Origin of the sequence: Labrys sp. WJW, from assembly GCF_001676615.1 — a bacterium.
Taxonomy (GTDB): Bacteria; Pseudomonadota; Alphaproteobacteria; order Rhizobiales; family Labraceae; genus Labrys; species Labrys sedimenti.
This window is the reverse complement of record NZ_LYXZ01000070.1, coordinates 1-21,508: the sequence shown is the minus strand read 5'-3', so window position 1 is coordinate 21,508 and position 21,508 is coordinate 1. Positions and strand designations below refer to the sequence as shown.

The window sequence follows — 21,508 nt, the reverse complement described above, 5'->3', positions numbered from 1 at the left end:
ATTCCACCTGGATCACCCGACCCCATTCCGCTTCAGCCGCAGCCGGAAGCAGGCGCCGGGCCCGTCGTCGACATAGTCGACACTGGCACCGCTGTTGCCGAGCAGGGAGCGGGCGATCGGCAGCCCGAGGCCGGTACCACCATTGGCGCGCTTGGTGGTGAAGAAGGGCTCGAACAGGCGGCTGCGGTCGTGAGGCGGAATGCCAGGCCCGTCATCGGCGACCCGAAGGTCGAGATGGTCGTCCCCGATCGCCGCCGAAATCGTCACCCTGGATGCCCCGGCCTGGCGGCTGTTTTCCACCAGGGTCGTCAAGACCGCCTCCAGGACGTCCGCCGGAATGCGCACGGTAGGCAGGCCGGCATCGATGATGACCTCGACCTTGAAGTGGTCGTCGGAACCGGCATCGGCGATACGCCGCACGGGATCGACCAGCGCCGTCGACACACCCTCGTTCTCATCCGCCATGTCGGCGCGGGCGAGTTCGAGCAGGCGGGCGACCAGGCGCGACAGACGCTCGGCATCGCCCTCCGCATTGGCGATGAAGCGCCGGCGCTCCCCGGCGCTCATGGTGTCGCCATGTTCGTCGAGCAGTTCGAGTACGCCGCGTATGCCGGTGAGCGGCGTCTTGAACTCATGGCTCATCGCGGCGGCGAAATCGCGCAGATAGCGCGAGCGCAGATCGATGGCGACCGCCATGCGCCGGAAATTGTCGAACAGGGCCCGGATCTCGATGGTGGCGGTAGCCGGGGTCGGCGGCACCTCGCTGCCGCCGCGGCCGAGATGCCGGCCGACCTGGGCGCTGGCTTCGGTCAGTTGCTCGATCGGCTTGGCGATGGCCCGCGACAACAGGCCGGCCAGACCGATGATCACGGCGAGAATGATGCCGAAACCGAGCGCGATCTTGCCGAGATCGTCATAGATGCCGCGGAACAGGGCGCGGGGCGAGCGCGACAGCAGGAGAACACCGACGGTGCGATCACCCAGCTTGATCGGCCGGGCATAATGCACGCGGATGGCGGATGCGCGGCTGAAGACTTCGAAGGCATAGCGCGGCACATAATCTCCGCGCCGCCGTAAGACCGATTGCGAATGCCCGCCGATGGCCGACTGGACCTCCGGCAGGAAGGCATAGCTCTGGCCCTGGAGCGGCCCGTCCGAGAGTATCGTGCCCCTGGCATCGAGGATCAACGCGCTCGCCAGCGTGGTGCGCCGGCTCTGCTCGATCAGCGGCGCGATCGCCCGAGCCGCTGCCAGCGCCTCGGCATCCGGCGCCTGCGACGAGGCGACGGGCAGCGGGCGCTGTGACAGGATCGGCATCGTGTTGAGGTCGATCGTCAGGGCCTCAGGCGTGAAATAGGGCTCGGTCGCCGAATCGTCCCGCCGGTAGGATTCGTTCGGATCGTTCTCCGTCGGGGGCAGCACCGGCGGCGGCTTCGGGCCGGGCCAGGCGAGATCGAAGGCCGCGTCGTAGACGGCGGACTGGGCGATCAGTTCCGCCTCGGTCTGGCGCACCAGGACATTTTCATAGACCCTGAGGAAGATGGCGCCGATGCCCGGCATCAGGGCGGTGAACAACAGCACCCCGATCAGGATCGAACGCAGGCGCAGCGCCGGCCAGCGCGCCTTGATGGCGTCCTTCAACCGGCTGAACAGGATCACGCCGCCTTGCCCGCACAGGCGCCGATGCGATAGCCGATGCCGGCCCGGGTCTCGATCACGTCCTCGGCCCCCACGACCGAGAACTTCTGGCGGATATGGCGGATATGGCTGTCGATGGTGCGGTCGGTGATGGCAAAACCGGGCCCGTGCAGGCGATCGATGATCTCGTCGCGGGAAAACACCTTGGACGGCGTCGCTGCCAAGATCTGCAGGAGCTGGAATTCCTTGGCGGTGAGCCCCACCGATTCCCCGGCCCATTGGGTCTGCCAGCCTTCAGGATCGAGGTGGAGCAGGCCCCGCGCCAGCACCGATGCCGGCGCGGCCTGGGCCGGCCTGGCACCCGTCCGCTTGAGGATGGCACCGACCCGCGCCACCACTTCGCGCGGCGAGAAGGGTTTCACCACATAGTCGTCGGCACCCATTTCCAAGCCGAGCACCCGGTCGATCTCGTCATCGCGGGAGGACAGGAACAGCACCGGCAGCTCGCTCTGCGCCCGGAGCCTGCGGCAGACTTCGAGGCCATCCATGCGCGGCATGTTGATGTCGAGAATGGCAAGATCCGGCTTGAGGGACAGGGCTTTCGCCAGCCCCTCCTCGCCATCACCGGCCTGGTGCGTGGTCATGCCGGCCTTGGCAAGGGCGAAGGCCAGCAATTCGCGGATATGCGGATCGTCATCGACGATGAGAATGGTGCGGGACATGAGCGATGAATGTCATTTCAGGGGGAAGGTGTCAAAGCGGGGTTCGGCAGCGCCGGATCGGACAGCGGCCCCGCCTGCTGCAGCCGCCAGGCGCCGGCCAGCGTCCATTGACGCCAATCGACCTGCTGCGCCTCCAGCCTGACCTGCACTGCCCGCCTCAGCTCGCGCAATTCGGCAAGATCGCGGCTCTGCGCCGCGTCGGCCGCAGCGCCGGCGTCCTTGAGAGGCAGCAGGGCGCCGGTGCCGCCGAAGCTTCCCACATAGGACATGTCTCGCCGCCCCTCGAAGGTTTGCGGCGATCCCTGTCGTTCGAGGTTCCAGCGCGCAATCACCCCCTCGAAGTTGATGAAGCAGCAGACCCCGAGCACGATGGCCAGGCACAGGGCGTTGGCATTGATCAGCCACACGCCATCGCGCCGGCGGGCGATACGCCATGAAATCAGCGCCAATCCCGTCATCACCAGGAAGAGGAAGATCAAGGCCGTGATGCGCAGATAGGTCAGCGAATAGGCCTCGATATAGGCGACGACGCGCAGCATGGTGGAGGCCACCAGCAGCATGGTCTGGCCGATCCACAGATAGACCAGCAGGCGAACGCTCGCCTTGCCCGCCAAAGGCGAGCCGGTCCGCAGGCAGACCAGCACGAAGCCCGCCGCCAGCAGCGCCGCAAGAACCAGGGCCTGCGTGCCGCGATGGGCATATTGGGAAAAGGTCACGCCTTCGGGAAGCTGGGCGCCGCTCCACAGAAACGCGATGTCCGAGGCATTCTGGAGAGCGAACACCAGGTTGAAGGCAGCAAGCGCGATCACCACTGGCGCCATTCCGGGCCAGGAGGGCAGGATCGGCAGCGATGCACGCGTGGAGACACCGGCAAAGGGGCGCAGGCGCAGCGGCCTGAAGCTCGCCCATAGCGCGACGACGCTCGCCAGAACGAATAGACCATGCCAGAACAGGCCTGTGCTTCCGCTCCGCAGGGCGAGCGCATCCCATAGGGCGGCGAATCCAAGGCCGATCAGGGGATTGGCGTCGGAGAACAAGAGCAGGAAAAGAACCGAGCCGAGACCGGCCACGAGCAATCCCCCGGCGATCCCACCGAGAGCGAGGCCTCCTCGTCGCCGGATGATCCGAGCGAAGCGGCCTGCATCGAGCAGGGCCGCCATCGGGCTGAGAGCACCGTAGAGGGGCAGGCGCACGGCCCAGGCCAGCGCATTGCCGAATTCGCCATGGCGCGGCAGCAGCAGCGCCAGCGCCAAGCCCGTCAGGAAGAGCAGGCCGGCAAGCAGGCTCGGCTCGACGATCAGGGCGAAGCCCGCAAGGCTGGCACCGATCACCGCGAAGCGGCTGGCCCGGTTGCGGCGCATCAGGCTGTCGCAGGCCAGCAGCGCTCCGAGCCAGGCAAAAGCCAGAAAGCCGATGATGCTGCCCACCTGAGGCAGGGCTTGCCCCGCCGACAGCACGACATCGGCGAGGACGGCCAGCACGATGATGGCCAGCACCTTGAAAACGAAGCTCAGTCGAAGCGGCGAGCGGTTGCGGGCCGGCAGGGTCTGGTCCGGCGAAGCGGATGCGATCGGCATGGGTTCCTCCATGGCCGCCATCCTGCCGCGCCGATGTTCAGCCGCGATACAGCCCTCGTGGCGGCGTGATGCGCACCTCGTGCAGAAATCGTGCAAGGACCCACGGCGTCCTTCCTGCACTCACGCCGGCAAATGCTCCACCACGGCCTTGGCCACGGCGGCAAGGGCGGCATTGCGGCGGTCGGCCGCCGCGGTCGTACCGGTCAGATAGGCGGCGATGAGAAGGGGCGTACGGCCAGGCGGCCAGGCGATGGCGACATCATTGGTCGAACCGCGCTCACCGGTTCCCGTCTTGTCGCCGAAGGCCCATTCCGCGGGCAGTCCGGCGCGCAGGCGGGTATCGCCGGTTCTGCTGGCCTTCAGCCAAGCCGTAAGCTGGCTGCGCGAGGATGGCGACAGCGCCTCTCCGACCAGCAGGCGCTGGAGGTCCGCCAGCATCGCGGCCGGGCTGGTGGTATCGCGCGGATCGCCCGGCAGCGATTCGTTGAGCTCCACCTCCCAACGGTCGAGACGGCTGACCGAATCGCCGATCGAACGCAGATAACGGGTCAATCCGGCCGGCCCGTCCACGGCTTCCAGCAGGAGATTGCCGGCCAGATTGTCGCTCACGGTGATCGCCGCCTCACAAAGCTCCGCCAAGGTCAGATGCCCGCCGGCATGCCTGGCCGTTATCGGCGAATTGGGCAGCAGCCTGGCAGCCTCGATCGGGACCTGGCGGGACAGTCGTTCGTGCCGCTGGTCGACCCGGGCAAGCACCGCGGCGGCAACCAGCAGCTTGAAGGTGCTGCAGAGCGGGAAGAGCTCGTCCGGTCGATAAACCAGCCTCACCCTCGATTTGAGATCGAGAGAGGCAACGCCCAGGCGTCCGCCCACCTCGCCTTCGATCCGCCTGATTGCCCCTGCGAAATCCGTCGAGGCACGCGATTCGGCCGCAGGAAACGCGACGCCGAAAGGCAGCAGGAACAGGGCTGCACCTGTTCCGACCATGAAATTACGTCTGGTCATGCCAACTCCTTACATCGTTCGATGTCAGGATGGTCGCAGTTTGAGCAGGGGACAAACGATGATAAATCGCCTCAGACCTGAGAAAAATTTGGGGGTCCATGATCCGTTCGCATCTGCCTCTCAATGCCTTGCGCGCCTTCGAGGCGGCGGCGCGCCATCTCAGCTTTACGGGCGCCGGGCTCGAATTACGGGTGACCCAGACCGCTGTGAGCCACCAGGTGAAAAATCTGGAAGAGATCTTGGGCGTGCACCTGTTCCGCCGCCTGCCGCGCGGCCTCGCCCTCACTGAGGAAGGCCAGGCGCTCGTCCCGGTCCTCAACGAAGCTTTCGGGCGCATCGGTGCCACGCTCGACCGCTTCGAAAAGGGCCATTTCCGCGATGTGGTGACAGTCGGCGTGGTCGGGACCTTCGCCGCCGGCTGGCTGCTGCCGCGCCTGCGGTCCTTTGGCGAGACGCACCCTTTCATCGACCTGCGCATCCTCACCAACAACAACCGCATCAATCTGGCCGGCGACGGCCTCGACTATGCCATCCGCTTCGGCGACGGTTTGTGGCATGGCACCGAGGCGACGCTGCTGATGCCTGCCCCGCTCTCGCCCGTTTGCGCGCCGGCTGCGGCCGAACGGCTGCGTCGGCCGGCGGACCTCGCTGGTGAATTGCTGTTGCGGTCCTATCGCGAGGACGAATGGCAATTGTGGTTTGCCGCAGCGGGGGCAACCGGCCCCGCAACCCATGCCGTCGTCTTCGATTCCTCGGTCACCATGGCCGAGGCGATCGCCCAGGGCATCGGCGTCGGCCTGTTGCCGGCGGCGATGTTCTCGAGTCCCCTGGCCAGCGGCCGGCTGGTGCGTCCCTTCGAGACCGAGGTGCACGCCGGTTCATACTGGCTGACTCAACTCAAATCGCGCCAGCCTTCGCCCGCCATGCTGGCGTTCCGAGCCTGGCTCCTGGCAGGCTGCCAGACGGAGACAGCATTGCCGGCGTGACATCGAAGCGCCGCCGGCGCTGCCCCCCGCCGTTACGCCAAGGCGTCGCGGATCGCCCGGACCGCGGCCAGGCTGGCGCGCGTCCTCGGTGCGTGCAGGAATTCCGGCCAGCTCGACAACACCACGGCGGCAAACTCGCCGACGGGATCGATATAAATGAGCTGCCCGAACACGCCGCGCGCCATATAGGCCCCGCGCTCGACATCCTCGATCCAGAACTGGTTGCGATAGGCGCCCCGAGGGAGAATGTCGCGATAGACGCCCTGGAAGAGATCTGGCCGAGCGGCAAAACGCGTGTCTTCCAGCCAGGAGGACGGAAGGAGCCGCCGGCCCCCGATCTCCCCGCCGCCGAGATGCAGTAGGGCGAAGCGGGCATAGTCCCGCAGCGTGGCATTGAAACCACCATCGGCCAGGCCATAGCCGGCGGGATCGACGGTGAAATAGGCATCTTCCTCGGCACCCATCGGTGCCCACAGCTCTCGGCTCACCAATTCGGGGAGCAGCAGGCCCGTGGCGCTCTGCAGCACGAAGGCCAGCACGTCGGTCTCAACGGAGCGGTAGTTGAAGATGGCGCCATGGACACTTTGGCTGGCCTGGAGCTGCAGGATCAGCTCGAAGACATGGGTCGGCCAGCTGGGGTCCTTGCGGGCCTTCCAGCCGCTGGCCACGTCCATCTTGGCGATGTGCGAATCGAGCGCGGTGTAGGTTTCGTCGAACACCACGCCGGTCGTCATGTCGAGCACCTGCTGCACGGTGGCGCCACGATAGGCGGTGGCCTCCAGTTCCGGCAGATAGAAGGTCACCGGCGCGGCCGGATCGAGCACGCCGCGCCCGATCAGGATGCCGGCAACCGTGCCCACCACGGATTTGGCGACTGACTGCGACAGATGCTGGCTGTGGCTCGTCATGCCGTTGAAATAGCGCTCGGCCACCACCTTGCCGCGGTGCAGCACCAGAAAGCCGTCGGCGTAGTTCGCCTCGAAGAAGCTACCGACCGTTGCCGGCTGACCGTCGCTTTCGAAGGCAACCCCGTCTATGTCCTGCAGGGCGACCGGTAACGCCGTGGCCGGCCCCGGTCCACGCCAGACCTGCGCCGTCGGCACCAGTTCCCGCACATGCTGGAACGACCACCGGTTCCACGGTGCCCGATCCCAATCCTCGCGCGGGATGGAGGCGGCGCCGAGAACGGTCGGTTCCTGTGTCGATCCTTGGAGCTCCGGCGGGCTGTCATACATTCTTTGCGTCTTCCTTTCGGCTTCGGGGCAATGAACGGAACGATCCGATCTGTTCGATCGCCCGTTCTATTCGATGATCCTTGCCTCCTCGGGCAACATGATAGGGAAACCATCCCGGATGGGATAGGCCAGCTTGGCGGCGCGCGAGATCAGCTCCTGCTTTTCCGCATCATATTCCAGCGTCGTCTTGGTGAGAGGGCACACCAGCAATTCCAGGAGCTTGGGATCGGTCAGCGGCGGTGGGCGATGCGGCGGCGGCGTGGGCATCGGCACTCATCCTCACTGCAGCGGCGTATCGGAGCCGTCGCCGCTCTTGGCCAATTCGATCTGTGTGATGGCGACCAGGATCTCGGCGCGCTCGCGCAGGCACGAAGCTTCGAGCAACGCCTGTTTCTCGCGCCGCCCGAACGGGCTCATCATCGACAGCGCATTGACCAGCGCCTCGTTGGAGGCTTCGTGGATGTCGTTCCAGTCGACCTGGAAGCGATTGACGGCAAGATAGGCGCGTAGCGTATCGATCAGGCTCTTGCGGTCGACCTCATCCTCACCCGCACGCGGGGTGAAATCGATGGCGAAGGGCTCGGCCGTGATACGGCATTGGCGGTAGGCCGTAGAGACGGTTTCTTCCGACAGGACCTTGAAGCGCGAAATGCCGGTGAGCTGGATGAGGTAGCGCCCATCGCCCGTCTCGGCGAATTGGGTGAGGCGCCCGACGCAGCCGACCTGGAACAGGCGCGGCACCGTCTCGTTTTCCTCGTCCTCGGGCTGAATCATGCCGATCAGACGCGGTCCCTTCAACACGTCGTCGATCATGGCCAGGTAACGCGGCTCGAAGATGTTCAACGGCAGCTGGCCACGCGGCAGCAGCAGGGCGCCGGCCAGGGGGAAGACCGGAACGACAGGAGGCAGATCGGCCTCCGTCTTGAACAAGGGATGCATCGGCTGCCATTCCTCAAACGGGCCTATAGCGTTTTGCGACTTGGCGGAATCGCCAAGAATCGCAAAGACGCGTCAAACCAAAGAGCTAGAGCAAACAAGCGTTTCCGTCCAAACGCGCTTTGCTCTGGAGGCCGTCATGGCCCAAGCATGGGACATGACAGTTTCTCAAGGTCGCGGCCGCGACCTCCAGGCGTTATCTTACGGCCAGCTGGCGGGCCGCGTCACTATTTATGAAAACAGGATCGACGACAGTCGGCGGCGACCATAGATGGTGTTCTCATCCATCGGCCCCCAGGCCTCGAAGAACTGCACGAGCTGCTTGCGCGCGCCGTCATCGTCCCATTTGCGGTCGCGCCGGGCGATGTCGAGCAGTTGGTCGACCGCCTCCTCGCGCTTATTGGCAGCGGCGAGGGCCAGGGCGTAGTCGAACTTGGCCTGAAAGTTCTTCGGATCAGCCTCGACCTGGCGTGCCAACCCCTGGAGGTCGCCGACATCGCTGGCCTGTTCGGCCAGTTCCAGTGCGGCCCGGGCGCTGGCGATGAGGGGATCGTTCTCCTTGCCCTTGGGCGTAAGAGAAAGCGTGGCCTTGGCCTGATCGAGCTCTCCTGCGGCAAGCGCACAGCGCGCCAGGCCGGCGATCGCCTTCAGGTTCTCGGCGTCCTGCTCGAAAATCTGTGCAAAGAGCTGAGCTGCCGCCGCTCCATCGCCTTCGTTGAGCAACGCTTCGGCCTCGGCCAGCAAGGCCTCCGTGTCCGGATCGCCACCGGGACCGGCGATCCTGGTGATGAACTCCTTGATCTGGCTTTCAGGAATGGCCCCCATGAAGCCGTCGACAGGCTGCCCCTTGGAGAAGGCGAAGACGGCCGGAATCGATTGAACCCCCAATTGCCCGGCGATCTGCGGATGTTTGTCGATATCCATCTTCACCAGCTTGACCTTGCCCTTGGCTGCAAGCACGGCCTTCTCCAGGATCGGGCCCAATTGCTTGCAAGGGCCACACCATTCGGCCCAGAAATCGACCAGCACCGGCTGCTTCATCGACTCCTGGATCACGTCAGCCATGAAGGTCTGGGTGGTGGTATCCTTGATCAGACCGTTGGTTCCGGCAGCATCGTTGCTCATCATTCCTACCCGCTTGGAAAGCTTCGTCCGCGGTTAGATGGGGGCAAATCGCCGCGAAGGCAACCGTCGAGCGCGCCACACCGTACGAAACAATAGATTTCATCTTGCTTGTTGCGAGAATGGAACAGATGGAACTCCATACCTACTTTTCGTCAATAACCCCCGAAAGGGGTAACGGCGGCAGTCAACCACCAGCAAAACGACCCCGTAACATATTGAAGAGCACCACAGACCGCCGCGTATAGAAAGAAAAGATTGTTGCCTATACACAGGCGACTATCTGGATATTTTTGATGATTAAAGTTTTTTAATCGTATTCGGAAACTTCACTCAAATCACGGCGAATTCACGCCGCCCTCAATATAACCTGCATACACGAACCGGGAAGGCTGAAAATCGCCTTTTGCCTCAATATGATACCTTTTGGTGTTGACGATGGGGAAGGTCCCTTTCGGATTAATCCCAAAAGACTTTCGCGAATAGTCGTTTCTGTGAGATAAATGACACATCGCGATAATCAATATTCTGGCATCCTATTATTCGTGAATCGTTTTACTTTTCGAGCCCCGCGACAAAGAATTTCGTGGTGGCCGATGAAGGTGGCTGCGCGCGACAACCGGCCGTTCAGGTCGGCAACGCAGAACAGCCGCACAAGTGTAATGGCTCACACCCTAACGACATATTAGGGTGAAAGCCCAACCCACAAGAAGACTTGTAGAGGAAGTAACGCCAGAACTTTCAAGAGGCCAAATCATGAGTCACCACGTCACCTGCAATGACATGCTGGATTGCCATGATCATAGACAAGCCGAGCCAGGCACGTTGCCTGTTGTGGACCGCAAAGTCGTCTTGCTGATCGAGAGCCGTCCCCTGCTGGGCGAGATCTTTTCCCATGCGCTCAAGGAGGCTGCGGACGATATCGATGTCCGCATCATGGGCGCTCCCGGAGAAGGCGGCACACAAGCCTCGCTCGCCATACTGAGCCTGGTACAGCGCAGCACGGACCCGCTCTTCATCGCCTTCGTCATTCAGCAATTGCAAACCCGTATCGGCAAGCTGCCCCTGCTGGTGGTTACCGACAACAGCGATCCTGCGATCGGACGACTGATGGACGAGGCCGGCGTTCATAGCTGGATCACAGCCTCGATGGGCTTCAATGCCATGGTGAGTGCGATCCGGCAGGGCCTGTCGCTGCCAGCGCGTGAGGAAACGACTGCTCAGCCCATCTCCTATGCGAGCGCGACTCCCCTGTTTAAGGAACCACCGTCGAGCGCGCCCAAACCGCCGCCCGAACGTCACTTGCGTTCCGACATCCATCTCAGCCTGACCGACCGCGAGATGGACGTCTTGAGTCTGCTCCAGAAGGGCAAGCAGAACAAGATCATTGCGCATGCCCTCAATATTTCCGAGAGCACCGCGAAGGTCCATATCCGCAACATCATGCGCAAATTCCATCTGCGCAACCGGACCGAAGTCGCCCTGATGTGCGGCAGCCAGATGCGCGCGCCCGGCACCACCATGATGATCGGGCCCGATTGCGAAGACAGCCAAATGGCCGTTCCTGCCATCGCCTACTGACGACGGCCACAAAAGACGTCCGATGGACCGAGCTGGGTGTGTTGGGGAACTCTGATCCAGCCGTTCCACGCCTTGAAAATTTTCCTCTCGAACAATCCGGGGCTTTTGAGCTGCATGGCGCGCATTTGCGTCGCTGCGCGGCAATATTTGCCATGCTCAAATCAATTTTTAGTATATCGCCCTTGATTTAATACTCCTTTGTACTAATTCCAATAGACAAGTTTCTCTACACTGAAAAATCAATAAGCTTAAAACTGTAATCACCGCGGGCTTAAAGCAAATGCTTCTGCTGATTACAGCCTTAAGCACCTCACAAGACAGACTGAGTGGAGAGACCATTATGAAATCGCTTCTCATCGCATCCGCCCTGATCCTGAGCGTCTCCAGCGCCGCGATGGCCTTCAGCATCGGCAGTGGCAATGGCAACGGCAACGGCAATGTCGGCTTCGGCAACGGCAACGGCAACGGCAACGCCAATACCGGCGCCTTCAACGGCAACGGCAACGGCAACGGCAACTGGGGCGCCCTCAACGGCAACCTGAACGGCAACGGGAATGCCGGCGCCGTCAACGGAAACGGAAACGGAAACGGAAACGCCGGCATCGGCAACGGCAACGCCAACGGCAACGGCAACGTCGGTCTCGGCAACGGCAACGCCAACGGCAACCACAACTTCGGCTTCGGCAACGGCAACGTGAACGGCAATGCCAACTATGGCATCGGCAACGGCAACGTGAACGGCAACCACAACTGGGGCGCCTTCAGCGGCAACGGCAACGGCAACGCCAACCAATAAGCCTTGCTTGCTCTCAGGGAGCTGGCCCGGCTTTCCTCCCGGCCCTCGGTCAGCTCCCGCCTTCCCTGGCGTTCAGCGTTCGCTGCTCGAGCTCTGAAATCTGGATGCGGCAATTCTCCTCCCTCCCTGCTCCGGCGTAGCGTCCCGCGGACGGCCGACGGAAGAGGATCCCGCATCCAGGCCTTTCCGGCCGGGCGCCAGGCGGTTCGACCCAACAGACGAACCGCTCCGAACGCTCCGTGCAGGTCCAGTCAGATTGCATCATGGACGGGCCGCGGCAGCGACAGACCGCACCGCCCGATCATTGAACACGCCTCCCGACATCCGCGGCCAGGCTGTTTTTCGAGTCGCAAGAAAGGACAGTATCATGCGCACCCTCCTCACGCGGCTGCTGCTGAGTGCGGCACTGGTCTGCACCCCGGTCCTCAGCGCCTATGCGGGATTCGGCAATGGCAACGGCAACGGCAACGGCAACACCGGAACCGGCAATGGCAACGGCAACGGCAACGGCAATTCCGGCACCAATAACGGCAATAACAACGGCAACGGCAATACCGGAACCGGCAATGGCAACATGAACGGCAACGGCAACACCGGAACCGGCAACGGCAATAACAACGGCAACGGCAACACCGGAACCGGCAATGGCAATATGAACGGTAACGGCAATACCGGAACCGACAACGGCAACTATAACGGCAATGGCAATACCGGCATCGGTAACGGCAACATGAACGGTAACTTCAATACCGGCATGTTGAACGGCAATTACAACGGCAATTTCAACACTGGCGTCGGCAACGGCAACATGAACGGCAACGGCAATTACGGCATGGGTGATCCCAATGACCCAGATCCGCCCGCCGGCGTGACGGTTACGGCAACCAGCAACAAGGTAAAGACCATTGCCGATCGAGCCAGTTGTAACATCATGAACAACGGCTGCACCTCGCATTGAGGTGAAAACCACCACGCGCCTCCCAAAACCAGGAGGCGCAACTAACCCCATTGAGGGCAACGATCATCCGGCAATTGCCAACACCGCTCACGTGGCGCGTGACACCTGGGAAGAGAGGTATGTCGCATGCGCGCCTGCCTCCTGCCACCTCAAGGGATCGGAACACAGTCAAGGGAAGGCTCGGCCTTTCCCGAACCCAGTCCAGGAAAGGTAGAACCATGAGAATCACCGTATTCCATGCGGCCCTCTACGCCGCGCTCGCATGCACCTCGATCTCCGCGGCCTATGCTGGCTTCGGCAACGGCAACGGCAATGGCAACGGCAATGTCGGCGTCGGTAACGGCAACGGCAACGGCAACATGAACTCCGGCATCGGCAACGGCAATGGCAACGGCAATGGCAACTGGGGCGGCTTCAGCGGCAATGCCAACGGCAACGCCAATAGCGGCCTCGCCAATGGCAACGGCAACGGCAACGGCAATTACGGGCTTGGCAACGGCAATTACAACGGCAATGCCAATACCGGCACCTTGAACGGCAACGCCAATGGCAATGGCGCGCCGGACGCCAACGGCAATATCGGCTACGGCAATGGCGGCACCGGCAATATCGGCGCCTATAACGGCCGCGGGAACTCCAGCTCCACCAGCGGCAACAACAATATCGGTGCGCTGAACGGCAACAACAATGGTGGCATGTTCAACGGCAACGGGAACATCGGTTCGTTCAACGGCAACGGAAACGGCAACCCCTAGGAGGCTGCCGAGGCAGCTTCGGCCGGATCGACCGTCTGGGTCGGTCCGGCCTTTATGGTTTATACTGAAACATGTCGTCTTTGATCACAGGAACGCAACCATGATCGCAGACCTCGATATCGGCTGTTGGCAGACTCCCCCCACCCCCCAGGTTCCGGCGCTTTCCCGCTGCCATGTCCCAGGCCCGCAGCACGGGGCGTCTCAAATCCGGATACTGCGGAGAGATGATGTTATCCTTGTTCAATACAGCGTTGGGCGAGGAAACAACAACGGCAACGGCAATACCGGCAACTTTAATGGAAATTTCAATCAAGGAAACAATAACGGTAATTTCAATTCTGGTAACGGAAACGGAAACTGCTTCACAAGTGACAATAACGAAAACCACAACGAGGCAACGTATAGCTGGGACTACAAGCGTCTCATGAAAGAACTTCAACGCTGCGGCATTACTCCCCGTCAGGTTCCTTAGCGATAAAATATTGTATTCATTGCGAAAATCACATTTGTAGCGTAGCCTCCTGTACACCTCATAGACTTTCCAAAAGTTTGTGGGCGTGTTTGTGTTTGGGGGAACGCATATGAAATCGCTTGCGAAGGGTATTGTCTATTTCTTCACCATCGTCATCTTCCTTACCGCTGCCTCGCTGGCACAGGCCCAGAACGGAACTAACAACGGCAATAATTCCGGCGACGGATCCGGCAATGGCAACGGCAATGGCAACATCACCGGCAATGTCGGCGGCGCGACGCTGAACAATCGCGATCGACGCCAGGCTCCCGCGGCGTTTGCCCCGGGCCTCGCGGCGGCCGGCATCGAAGCCTGCCTCGGCAGTGTCAGCGTCGGCGGCTCGGGTGCCGGTTTCGGCTTCAGCTTCGGAACCACCAAGCTTGACCAGGGCTGCAACATTCGCCTTTTTGCCCGCACGCTGCAATCCATGGGCTATCGCAGGGCTGCCACCCAGATGCTGTGCTACGACGCCGATGTCGCCGGCGCCCTGGCAACGGAAGGCATTCGCTGCCAGGTTGGCCCCAGGGCCGCACCATCGGCCGGCGTAGCCGGCGTGCAGCAACCGGCCCAGCGCTATGCCCGCGGTACCACGGTTGCCCCAACCGCCTATGCGCCTCGCCGCAAATGCATGAAGTACGATATATTCCGCGGCTGCCTCGACTGAACGGGATCATGCCCGTCGACGACCCGACGGGCTTTCCGAACCACGCCGGCACAGGAAGTCGGGCTTATGCCAAGCGTCGCTTATGCCAAGAGTCATGGTCGATGACTCTTGGTTCCTTCTGACGGTTTTCGCCAAATCCTCGATCCGGCACTCAATGCCCGGATGCAACGGCGTCATCGAGACTCTGAAGCAGGACCGGGCGCGCTTGGATGGAACCGCGCCTGGCCTCAGGCATCCGCCTGCTGTGACAGCGAAACGGCAAGGATCCTGGGCTCGTGCCCGGTGGCACGCAGGAAGGCAATGAGGTCTTCGCGGGCGATCGTGGTGGTCTGCGTATTGACCAGCGGATGATGGTTGAGCTTGTCGTTCTCGAGCAGCGCCTGATCGAGCACCACGGTCACCTGCGCTTCGGTATCGTTGATGGCGCCGAAGGGCGTAACGGCTCCCGGCAATACCCCCCAGATCTGCGTCAGCAGTTCGGCCGAACCGAAGGACACCTTGCCCTGGGCGCCGATGATCTCGTGGATGCGCTTGAGATCGACGCTGGCATCCTCCTCCAGCACCACCAGGAACAGCCTGCCCTTGCGGTCCTTCAGGAAGAGATTCTTGGTGTGACCGCCGGCGATCTGGCCGCGCAGAGCCTTCGAATCCTCTACCGTGAACAGCGGCGGATGCTCGACGGTCGTCACGGTGATGCCAAGCTTGGCGAAGAAAGCGAACAGGTCGTCAGGCGTGGCCGGCATGGTTCGAGGTCTCCTGGAAAGGCCCCCTGACTAGAACGACGGGCTGGCCGGCGCAAGGCTGACCGGCCAAAGTAAAAGGGCCCCGCCAAGCGGAGCCCTGAGAATTGGAGCAGTAGCGAAGTTCCGATCAGAACTTGTAGTTCACGCCGGCACGCACCGTGTGCACCGAGACATCGGTCTTGGCGGTGATCTGGGCGATCTCGCTGTTGGCCTTGATCGTCTCGGCCTTGCCGAGATCGACATAGAGATATTCGGCCCGCACTGTCCAGTTCTGGGTCAGGGCATATTCGGCGCCCGCACCGAGAGCCCAGCCGAACTTGGTCTCCGATCCGGACAGGTTGGTGCCGCCGGTGCTGACCTTGGTCTTCACCTGGCCATAGGCAAGACCGCCGGTGCCGTAAATCAGGACATTGTCGAAGGCATAGCCGGCGCGCACCCGGGCCGTGCCGAACCAGTTGAGCTCATTCTTCACCGTGACCGGAATGTCCTGAGCACCGATGAAGGTCTTCTTGGTGTCCAGGCCGGCATATTGCAGGTCGGCTTCGGCGCCAATCACCCAATTGGGATCGATCTGATAATTGTAGCCGATCTGGCCACCGGCGACGACGCCGTTGGCGCTGCCCTTGACCTTTGCGACCCCGCCGTTCAGCCCGAAACCGAGAGCCCTCTCAAGCGTCGGTGCCGTCGCGGTCGGAACCGCCTTCAGATCGGTGTCGAGATTGCCGCGGCCATAGCCCGCGCTCAAACCGGCATAGAAGCCCGTCCAGGTGAAGGACGGCGTGACTTCCGGCGCAACCGGCTCGACGGGCGTCGGCGCCAGATCGGCGGCGAATGCCGCTGCCGGCAGGAGAACCACGACGCCGGCAAGCACAGCATTCCTGAAAAACTGCATTTTAATACCCCAGCACTTGGCGCTTATAGCGCATGAACGCCTGATAGCACCGGCTTTACACGAAATCCTATGACATAAATGCAACACTTCAGTTTTTATTAAGCCAATACGCCAGGATATACTTAATAAATATAGTTAACGCTGAAAATCGTTCCTCCATATTCCCTAAAGTAATATCGGAATAGACCGGCGCGGCAACGTCGCTCGCCCTTGCCTCCCCGAACATCGGCGTTCCCCTCGCGGCCAAAATCGCGTAAAGGAGCGCCGTCGCAGAGACCTTGACCCTCTGATGGACGGAAGGAAGCCATGTTGAACTCGCTCGACCTGCCGCGCCGGCCGCAGGATACCCGTGTCGTTGTTGCCATGTCGGGCGGCGTCGACTCTTCCGTTTGCGCCGCTCTTCTCAAGGAGCAGGGCTATGACGTGATCGGGGTGACGCTTCAGCTCTACGACCATGGCGCCGCGGTCCATCGCAAGGGCGCCTGCTGCGCCGGCCAGGACATTCACGATGCGCGCGAGGTCGCCGACCGCATCGGCATTCCCCATTACGTGCTCGACTATGAAAGCCGCTTCAAGGAAGCGGTGATCGACCGTTTCGCCGATTCCTATGTGGCCGGCGAGACGCCGATTCCCTGTGTCGAGTGCAACCAGCGCGTCAAGTTCCGCGATCTGCTCGGCACGGCGCGCGACCTCGGCGCCGACGTGCTGGCCACCGGCCATTACGTCGCGAGCCGTGCGGTATCAGGCGGGCGCGGCCTGTTCCGCCCCCGCGACGCCGAGCGCGACCAGAGCTATTTCATGTTCGCCACCACCAGGGAGCAGCTCGATATCCTGCGCTTCCCGCTCGGCGAGATGACCAAGCCGGAAACACGCCAGGCCGCCGAGCGCTTCGGCCTGTCGGTGGCGGCCAAGCCTGACAGCCAGGACATCTGCTTCGTGCCGTCGGGCCGCTATGCCCAGGTGATCGAGAAGCTCAAGCCCGGTGCCGCCATTCCCGGCGAGATCGTGCATCTGGACGGCCGCGTGCTCGGCCAGCACCAAGGCGTCATCCACTACACCATCGGCCAGCGCAAGGGGCTGGGCGTCGCCACCGGCGAGCCGTTGCACGTCATCCGTCTCGATGCCGAGGCGGCGCGCGTGATCGTCGGCCCGCGCGAAGCGCTGGCGACGCGCCATGTCGCTCTGCGCGATGTGAACTGGATCGGCGACGGCGCGCTTGAAGACCTGCCTTCGGAGGGCTTGGAAATCGCCGTGCGCGTGCGCTCCACCCGCGCGCCCAAGCCAGCTTTGCTGCATTTCGGGGCCGATGGCCCCGCGATCGAGCTCGCCGAGGCCGAGGACGGCGTTTCACCCGGACAGGCTGCCGTGTTCTACGACCACGCCGATGGCCAGGCCCGCGTGCTCGGCGGCGGCTTCATTCGCGGCGCGCGGCCGCAGACCGTCTTCGCCTATGGCGGCCAGACCGCTGCAGCCTGATCCGGCCCGGCGCGCCATTGAGCGCGTGCTTTCGGTCCTTGCATTGCGTCAAGCTCTGGCCGAAAAGGAGGACCCTCCTGTCGAGGGTTCGCGTGTGGAGAAAAATGCGATTTCCCAAAAATCGCATTCTTGCTCCACGTCTTTGTTTTGACGCATTTTCTTGACCGAAAAGTCGAGCAACTTTTCTGGAAAATGCTACAGATTGCTGAAACGGCGTGGTGCGATGGCCAGAGACCTTGATCCCTACAAGCTGTCTTCCCCCCGGATCTTCTTCATCCGCATGCTGATCTTCCTGGTGCTGGCGGCCTGCGTCACCGCCGTGCTCTATCGCCAGCTCTATATCGCCTTCATGGCCAATCCCGGCCTCAACGGCCTGATCATCTTCACGCTGCTGCTCGGCATCGTCTTCGGCTTCCGCCAGGTGATCCGCCTGCTGCCGGAAGTGCGCTGGGTCAACGCCTATCGCCTGCGCGATCCCGGCCTGGAGCTGCGGGACCAGCCGGTGATGCTGGCACCGATGGCGACATTGCTGGGCGACAAGGTCGGCCGTCGCTCGATCTCGCTCTCCACTTTGCGCTCCATCCTCGAATCGATCGGCATGCGCCTCGACGAGCAGCGCGAGGTTTCGCGCTATCTCACGGGTCTCCTGGTCTTCCTCGGCCTTCTAGGCACGTTCTGGGGCCTGATCGAGACGGTGGGCTCGGTCGGCAACGTCATCAATTCCATGTCGGTGGGCGGCGGCGACGCCAGCACCGTGTTCGAAAACCTGAAGAGCGGCCTCGCCGCCCCGCTCAAGGGCATGGGCGTGTCGTTCTCGTCCTCGCTGTTCGGCCTTGCTGGTTCGCTGATCCTCGGTTTCCTCGACCTGCAGGCCGGGCAGGCCCAGAACCGCTTCTATACCGAGCTCGAGGACTGGCTCGCCGCCACCGTGACAGACATCGAAGCCGAGGGCCTGGCCCGCGGCGGTTCGGACGGCGAGATGGCAGCGATCAAATCGGCGATCGAGCGCATGGCCGACGGCTCGCGAGAGGCCGGTTCCGGCCGCAATGCCACCGCCGCCATGGCCCAGCTCGCCGAGGGCATCCAGGGTCTGGTGCAGCATATGCGCTCCGAGCAGCAGATGATCCGCGACTGGGTCGAAAGCCAGGCCGAACAGCAGCGCGACATCAAGAGCGTGCTCGAGCGCCTGATGCAAGAACGCGAGAAGAACTGATGCCGCTCGGGCGCAGCCGCCGTCGCGGCGAGGGCATCAATTACTGGCCGGGCTTCGTCGACGCCCTGTCGACCCTGCTCCTGTCCATCATCATGATCCTGTCGATCTTCGTGCTCGGCCAGTTCTTCCTGTCCCAGGAAGTCACCGGCAAGGACGAGGCGCTCAACCGGCTCAATGCCCAGATCGCGGAATTGTCGCAGTTGCTGGCGCTGGAGCGCACCAATGGCCGCAACGCCCAGGAGCAGCTTTCGGTGCTCACCAGCGGCCTCGACAAGGCCAATGCCGACAAAACGCGTTTGCAGGGCCTGCTCGACGACGCCCAGAAAGATGCCGCAGCCGCCAGCGCCCAGGGCGGGCAGGTCGCGCAGATCCAGGGTGAGCTCGACAGCCAGAAGCGTATTTCCGACCAGGCGATGGCGCAGGTCGAGCTGCTCAACCAGCAGATCTCGGCCCTGCGCCGCCAGATCGCCGCGCTGGAACAGGCCCTCGACGCCTCCGAATCCAAGGACCGCGAGAGCCAGACCAAGATCGCCGATCTCGGCTCACGCCTGAATGCGGCGCTGGCCCAGCGCGTGCAGGAACTCTCCCGCTTCCGGTCCGACTTCTTCGGCCGCCTGCGCGAAGTGCTCGGCAACCGCCCCGATGTGCGCATCGTCGGCGACCGTTTCGTCTTCCAGTCGGAAGTGTTCTTCCAGGCGGGACAGGCCACGCTGCAGCCTGAAGGCAAGGCCGAGATGGACAAGCTCGCCGCCGCCCTCCTCGACCTGCAGGACAAGATCCCCACCGACATCCCCTGGGTGCTGCGCGTCGACGGCCATACCGACGACCGGCCGATCAACTCGCCGCAATTCCCGAGCAACTGGGAATTGTCGTCCAGTCGCGCCATCTCCGTGGTGCAATATCTGATGTCGAAGGGGATCCCGGCACAGCGCCTCGTCGCAGCCGGTTTTGCCGAATTCCAGCCCATCGATACCGCCGGCACCGACGAGGCGCGCAAGAAGAACCGCCGCATCGAGCTGAAGCTGACCGAGCGATGAGCATGGCCGCAGTCACGCTCCGGCTGGCGGAGGCTGCCGACGAGCCGGCCCTGAAATCCTTGTGGTGCGGGGCCTGGCAAGCGACCTATCCAGCCTTCGACTATCAAGCCCGCTGGCCGGGACAGTGGGGCCGCTGGCACCTGCTGGAGGCGGAAATCTTCGTGGCGCTTCGCGAGGATGCCACCGCCGGCTCGATCGTCGGCATGCTGGTGCTGGCGCCGCAGGACGACGACGCCTTGCTGCTGGAGCAGATCGCGCTGCCGCCGACCGAGCAGGGCAGCGGTTTGGCGCATCTGCTGATGCTGTTTGCCAAGCAGAAAGCCGGCTCTGCCCTGCGCCTCACGGTCAATGCCTTCAACGAAAGGGCAATCCGCTTCTACGAGCGCGAGGACTTCGAGCGCATCGGCAGCGGCGTCAACCCCGCTTCCGGCCTGCCGACCTTCGACTATGAATGGCGCCGCTGAAAAGGCAGCGGCCTGTTACGGTTGAAAACATTTTTTGAAGCAAATTGCTCAAGGATTCGGGCATAATCGCACCAGAAAATCTTGGGGTTGTCGCATGAGTCGCAAATATTTCGGCACCGATGGCATTCGCGGCCGGGCCAATAGTGTCATTACGCCGGAACTGGCGATGAAGGTCGGCATGGCGGCCGGCCTCGCCTTCCAGCGCGGTGAACACCGCCATCGCGTGGTGATCGGCAAGGATACCCGCCTGTCGGGCTATATGATCGAGAATGCCCTGGTGGCGGGCTTTACCGCCGTCGGCGTGGACGTGATGCTGCTGGGGCCGATGCCGACACCGGCGGTCGCCATGCTCACCAATTCGCTGCGCTGCGACATCGGCGTGATGATCTCAGCCTCGCATAATCCCTATGACGACAACGGCATCAAGCTGTTCGGCCCCGACGGCTTCAAGCTCTCCGACGAGACCGAGCGCTCCATCGAGGCGCTGATCGACACCAATCTGTCGTCGCGGCTGGCCGGCTCGCGCGATCTCGGCCGGGCCCGCCGCATCGACGACGTGCGCGCCCGCTACATCGAATTCGCCAAGCGCACTTTGCCGCGCCAGCTCCGCCTCGACGGCCTCAGGGTCGTGGTCGACTGCGCCAATGGCGCTGCCTACAAGGTCGCCCCGGAAGCCCTGTGGGAACTTGGGGCGGACGTCATTCCGATCGGCGTGGAGCCCGACGGGTACAACATCAACAAGGATGTCGGTTCCACTGCCCCCGATGCGCTGGCACGCAAGGTTCGCGAATTGCGCGCCGACATCGGCATCGCCCTCGACGGCGACGCCGATCGCGTGGTGATCGTCGATGAGAAGGGCCATGTCATCGACGGCGACCAGCTGATGGCGGTGGTGGCCTCGGACTGGAAGGACGAGGGTAAGCTCACCCAGCCCGGCATCGTCGCCACGGTGATGTCCAATCTCGGCCTGGAGCGCTATCTCGGCGGCCTCGGCCTGCAGCTCGAGCGCACGGCGGTCGGCGATCGCTACGTGCTCGAACGCATGCGGGCACAGGGCTACAATGTCGGCGGCGAGCAGTCGGGCCATATCATCCTGTCGGACTTCGCCACCACCGGCGACGGCCTGGTCGCCGCCCTGCAGGTGCTGGCGGTGCTCAAGAAGGCCGATCGCCCGGTCAGCGAGGTCTGCCACCGCTT

The 21,508-nt window shown here is 62.9% G+C and carries 22 protein-coding genes; 12 read left to right on the top strand and 10 right to left on the bottom strand.

Features of this window, described 5'->3' with window-relative positions:
- Window positions 1-12: 12 nt before the first annotated feature.
- The 4 genes from BA190_RS31595 to bla all read right to left on the bottom strand — a co-directional run bounded on the left by BA190_RS31595 (window position 13) and on the right by bla (window position 4,942).
- Window positions 13-1,659 carry a HAMP domain-containing sensor histidine kinase gene (locus BA190_RS31595; protein ID WP_202908559.1) on the bottom strand — a complete coding sequence of 549 codons (1,647 nt, stop codon included), beginning with the start codon at window positions 1,657-1,659 and terminating at the stop codon, window positions 13-15.
- Entirely contained in the window at window positions 1,656-2,360 is a 705-nt protein-coding gene (locus BA190_RS31590; RefSeq protein WP_068297839.1) for a response regulator transcription factor, read from the bottom strand. The genes BA190_RS31595 and BA190_RS31590 overlap by 4 nt, the downstream gene beginning before the upstream one ends.
- Before the next feature lie 17 nt (window positions 2,361-2,377).
- On the bottom strand, window positions 2,378-3,937 hold the full coding sequence (locus BA190_RS31585) for a DUF4173 domain-containing protein (RefSeq protein ID WP_162275263.1): 1,560 nt from the start codon (window positions 3,935-3,937) through the stop codon (window positions 2,378-2,380).
- Window positions 3,938-4,057: 120 nt separating this feature from the next.
- Window positions 4,058-4,942 (bottom strand): class A beta-lactamase, encoded by an 885-nt coding sequence (gene bla / locus BA190_RS31580; protein ID WP_082980173.1) that lies wholly within the window; start codon window positions 4,940-4,942, stop codon window positions 4,058-4,060.
- Window positions 4,943-5,040: 98 nt separating this feature from the next.
- Here bla and BA190_RS31575 point away from each other — a divergent pair, with 98 nt between their 5' ends.
- Complete coding sequence (locus BA190_RS31575) at window positions 5,041-5,928, top strand: LysR family transcriptional regulator (protein WP_068297828.1); 888 nt, start codon at window positions 5,041-5,043, stop codon at window positions 5,926-5,928.
- A gap of 32 nt (window positions 5,929-5,960) precedes the next feature.
- On the opposite strand, the gene BA190_RS31570 is transcribed toward BA190_RS31575, so the two are convergent.
- From BA190_RS31570 to trxA, 4 genes are all read right to left on the bottom strand, one after another.
- Complete coding sequence (locus BA190_RS31570) at window positions 5,961-7,163, bottom strand: serine hydrolase (RefSeq protein WP_068297825.1); 1,203 nt, start codon at window positions 7,161-7,163, stop codon at window positions 5,961-5,963.
- A 66-nt stretch (window positions 7,164-7,229) separates the two neighbouring features.
- On the bottom strand, window positions 7,230-7,430 hold the full coding sequence (locus BA190_RS31565) for a Trm112 family protein (RefSeq protein ID WP_068297823.1): 201 nt from the start codon (window positions 7,428-7,430) through the stop codon (window positions 7,230-7,232).
- Window positions 7,431-7,442: 12 nt separating this feature from the next.
- Entirely contained in the window at window positions 7,443-8,102 is a 660-nt protein-coding gene (locus tag BA190_RS31560) for an LON peptidase substrate-binding domain-containing protein (protein WP_068297818.1), read from the bottom strand.
- A gap of 228 nt (window positions 8,103-8,330) precedes the next feature.
- The gene (gene trxA, locus BA190_RS31555; protein WP_068297816.1) at window positions 8,331-9,227 is read right to left on the bottom strand and encodes a thioredoxin; all 897 of its coding nucleotides are present in this window, start codon (window positions 9,225-9,227) and stop codon (window positions 8,331-8,333) included.
- Window positions 9,228-9,911: 684 nt separating this feature from the next.
- On the opposite strand from trxA, the gene BA190_RS31550 reads away from it, so the two are divergent.
- From BA190_RS31550 to BA190_RS31530, 6 genes are all read left to right on the top strand, one after another.
- A complete protein-coding gene (locus BA190_RS31550) occupies window positions 9,912-10,802 on the top strand; it encodes a helix-turn-helix transcriptional regulator (RefSeq protein ID WP_156771781.1) in 891 nt (296 codons plus the stop codon).
- A 280-nt stretch (window positions 10,803-11,082) separates the two neighbouring features.
- Entirely contained in the window at window positions 11,083-11,598 is a 516-nt protein-coding gene (locus BA190_RS31545) for a hypothetical protein (protein ID WP_202908558.1), read from the top strand.
- Window positions 11,599-11,965: 367 nt separating this feature from the next.
- Entirely contained in the window at window positions 11,966-12,556 is a 591-nt protein-coding gene (locus BA190_RS36990; RefSeq protein WP_068297809.1) for a hypothetical protein, read from the top strand.
- A gap of 218 nt (window positions 12,557-12,774) precedes the next feature.
- Window positions 12,775-13,311 (top strand): hypothetical protein, encoded by a 537-nt coding sequence (locus BA190_RS36635; RefSeq protein WP_068297802.1) that lies wholly within the window; start codon window positions 12,775-12,777, stop codon window positions 13,309-13,311.
- Between the two features lie 100 nt (window positions 13,312-13,411).
- A complete protein-coding gene (locus BA190_RS36630; protein WP_202908557.1) occupies window positions 13,412-13,783 on the top strand; it encodes a hypothetical protein in 372 nt (123 codons plus the stop codon).
- Window positions 13,784-13,892: 109 nt separating this feature from the next.
- Complete coding sequence (locus BA190_RS31530) at window positions 13,893-14,486, top strand: hypothetical protein (protein ID WP_068297800.1); 594 nt, start codon at window positions 13,893-13,895, stop codon at window positions 14,484-14,486.
- A 227-nt stretch (window positions 14,487-14,713) separates the two neighbouring features.
- Here the strand turns inward: BA190_RS31530 and BA190_RS31525 are convergent, their stop codons facing one another.
- Complete coding sequence (locus BA190_RS31525; RefSeq protein ID WP_068297797.1) at window positions 14,714-15,229, bottom strand: prolyl-tRNA synthetase associated domain-containing protein; 516 nt, start codon at window positions 15,227-15,229, stop codon at window positions 14,714-14,716.
- Between the two features lie 127 nt (window positions 15,230-15,356).
- Entirely contained in the window at window positions 15,357-16,121 is a 765-nt protein-coding gene (locus tag BA190_RS31520; protein WP_068297793.1) for an outer membrane protein, read from the bottom strand.
- 306 nt (window positions 16,122-16,427) lie between these two features.
- On the opposite strand from BA190_RS31520, the gene mnmA reads away from it, so the two are divergent.
- The 5 genes from mnmA to glmM all read left to right on the top strand — a co-directional run.
- Complete coding sequence (gene mnmA / locus BA190_RS31515; RefSeq protein ID WP_068297791.1) at window positions 16,428-17,597, top strand: tRNA 2-thiouridine(34) synthase MnmA; 1,170 nt, start codon at window positions 16,428-16,430, stop codon at window positions 17,595-17,597.
- A 223-nt stretch (window positions 17,598-17,820) separates the two neighbouring features.
- Entirely contained in the window at window positions 17,821-18,810 is a 990-nt protein-coding gene (locus BA190_RS31510; protein WP_068297790.1) for a flagellar motor protein MotA, read from the top strand.
- Complete coding sequence (locus tag BA190_RS31505; protein ID WP_068297785.1) at window positions 18,810-19,847, top strand: peptidoglycan -binding protein; 1,038 nt, start codon at window positions 18,810-18,812, stop codon at window positions 19,845-19,847. Before BA190_RS31510 ends, BA190_RS31505 begins: the two co-directional genes overlap by 1 nt.
- A gap of 2 nt (window positions 19,848-19,849) precedes the next feature.
- Window positions 19,850-20,311, top strand: coding sequence for a GNAT family N-acetyltransferase (locus BA190_RS31500; RefSeq protein WP_068297779.1), 462 nt, complete (start codon window positions 19,850-19,852; stop codon window positions 20,309-20,311).
- A gap of 94 nt (window positions 20,312-20,405) precedes the next feature.
- Window positions 20,406-21,508, top strand: a 1,103-nt coding sequence (glmM, locus tag BA190_RS31495; RefSeq protein WP_068297776.1) for a phosphoglucosamine mutase, incomplete at its 3' end; no start/stop codon positions are given.

What these genes read in the sequence shown, in the direction of transcription:
- BA190_RS31590 (WP_068297839.1), bottom strand. Translation starts at nt 2,360, where the DNA reads ATGTCCCGCACCATTCTCATCGTCGATGACGATCCGCATATCCGCGAA.
- BA190_RS31585 (WP_162275263.1), bottom strand. Translation starts at nt 3,937, where the DNA reads ATGCCGATCGCATCCGCTTCGCCGGACCAGACCCTGCCGGCCCGCAAC.
- bla (WP_082980173.1), bottom strand. Translation starts at nt 4,942, where the DNA reads ATGACCAGACGTAATTTCATGGTCGGAACAGGTGCAGCCCTGTTCCTG.
- BA190_RS31575 (WP_068297828.1), top strand. Translation starts at nt 5,041, where the DNA reads ATGATCCGTTCGCATCTGCCTCTCAATGCCTTGCGCGCCTTCGAGGCG.
- BA190_RS31570 (WP_068297825.1), bottom strand. Translation starts at nt 7,163, where the DNA reads ATGTATGACAGCCCGCCGGAGCTCCAAGGATCGACACAGGAACCGACC.
- BA190_RS31565 (WP_068297823.1), bottom strand. Translation starts at nt 7,430, where the DNA reads ATGCCCACGCCGCCGCCGCATCGCCCACCGCCGCTGACCGATCCCAAG.
- BA190_RS31560 (WP_068297818.1), bottom strand. Translation starts at nt 8,102, where the DNA reads ATGCATCCCTTGTTCAAGACGGAGGCCGATCTGCCTCCTGTCGTTCCG.
- trxA (WP_068297816.1), bottom strand. Translation starts at nt 9,227, where the DNA reads ATGATGAGCAACGATGCTGCCGGAACCAACGGTCTGATCAAGGATACC.
- BA190_RS31545 (WP_202908558.1), top strand. Translation starts at nt 11,083, where the DNA reads ATGCTTCTGCTGATTACAGCCTTAAGCACCTCACAAGACAGACTGAGT.
- BA190_RS36990 (WP_068297809.1), top strand. Translation starts at nt 11,966, where the DNA reads ATGCGCACCCTCCTCACGCGGCTGCTGCTGAGTGCGGCACTGGTCTGC.
- BA190_RS36635 (WP_068297802.1), top strand. Translation starts at nt 12,775, where the DNA reads ATGAGAATCACCGTATTCCATGCGGCCCTCTACGCCGCGCTCGCATGC.
- BA190_RS36630 (WP_202908557.1), top strand. Translation starts at nt 13,412, where the DNA reads ATGATCGCAGACCTCGATATCGGCTGTTGGCAGACTCCCCCCACCCCC.
- BA190_RS31530 (WP_068297800.1), top strand. Translation starts at nt 13,893, where the DNA reads ATGAAATCGCTTGCGAAGGGTATTGTCTATTTCTTCACCATCGTCATC.
- BA190_RS31525 (WP_068297797.1), bottom strand. Translation starts at nt 15,229, where the DNA reads ATGCCGGCCACGCCTGACGACCTGTTCGCTTTCTTCGCCAAGCTTGGC.
- BA190_RS31520 (WP_068297793.1), bottom strand. Translation starts at nt 16,121, where the DNA reads ATGCAGTTTTTCAGGAATGCTGTGCTTGCCGGCGTCGTGGTTCTCCTG.
- mnmA (WP_068297791.1), top strand. Translation starts at nt 16,428, where the DNA reads ATGTTGAACTCGCTCGACCTGCCGCGCCGGCCGCAGGATACCCGTGTC.
- BA190_RS31510 (WP_068297790.1), top strand. Translation starts at nt 17,821, where the DNA reads ATGGCCAGAGACCTTGATCCCTACAAGCTGTCTTCCCCCCGGATCTTC.
- BA190_RS31505 (WP_068297785.1), top strand. Translation starts at nt 18,810, where the DNA reads ATGCCGCTCGGGCGCAGCCGCCGTCGCGGCGAGGGCATCAATTACTGG.
- BA190_RS31500 (WP_068297779.1), top strand. Translation starts at nt 19,850, where the DNA reads ATGGCCGCAGTCACGCTCCGGCTGGCGGAGGCTGCCGACGAGCCGGCC.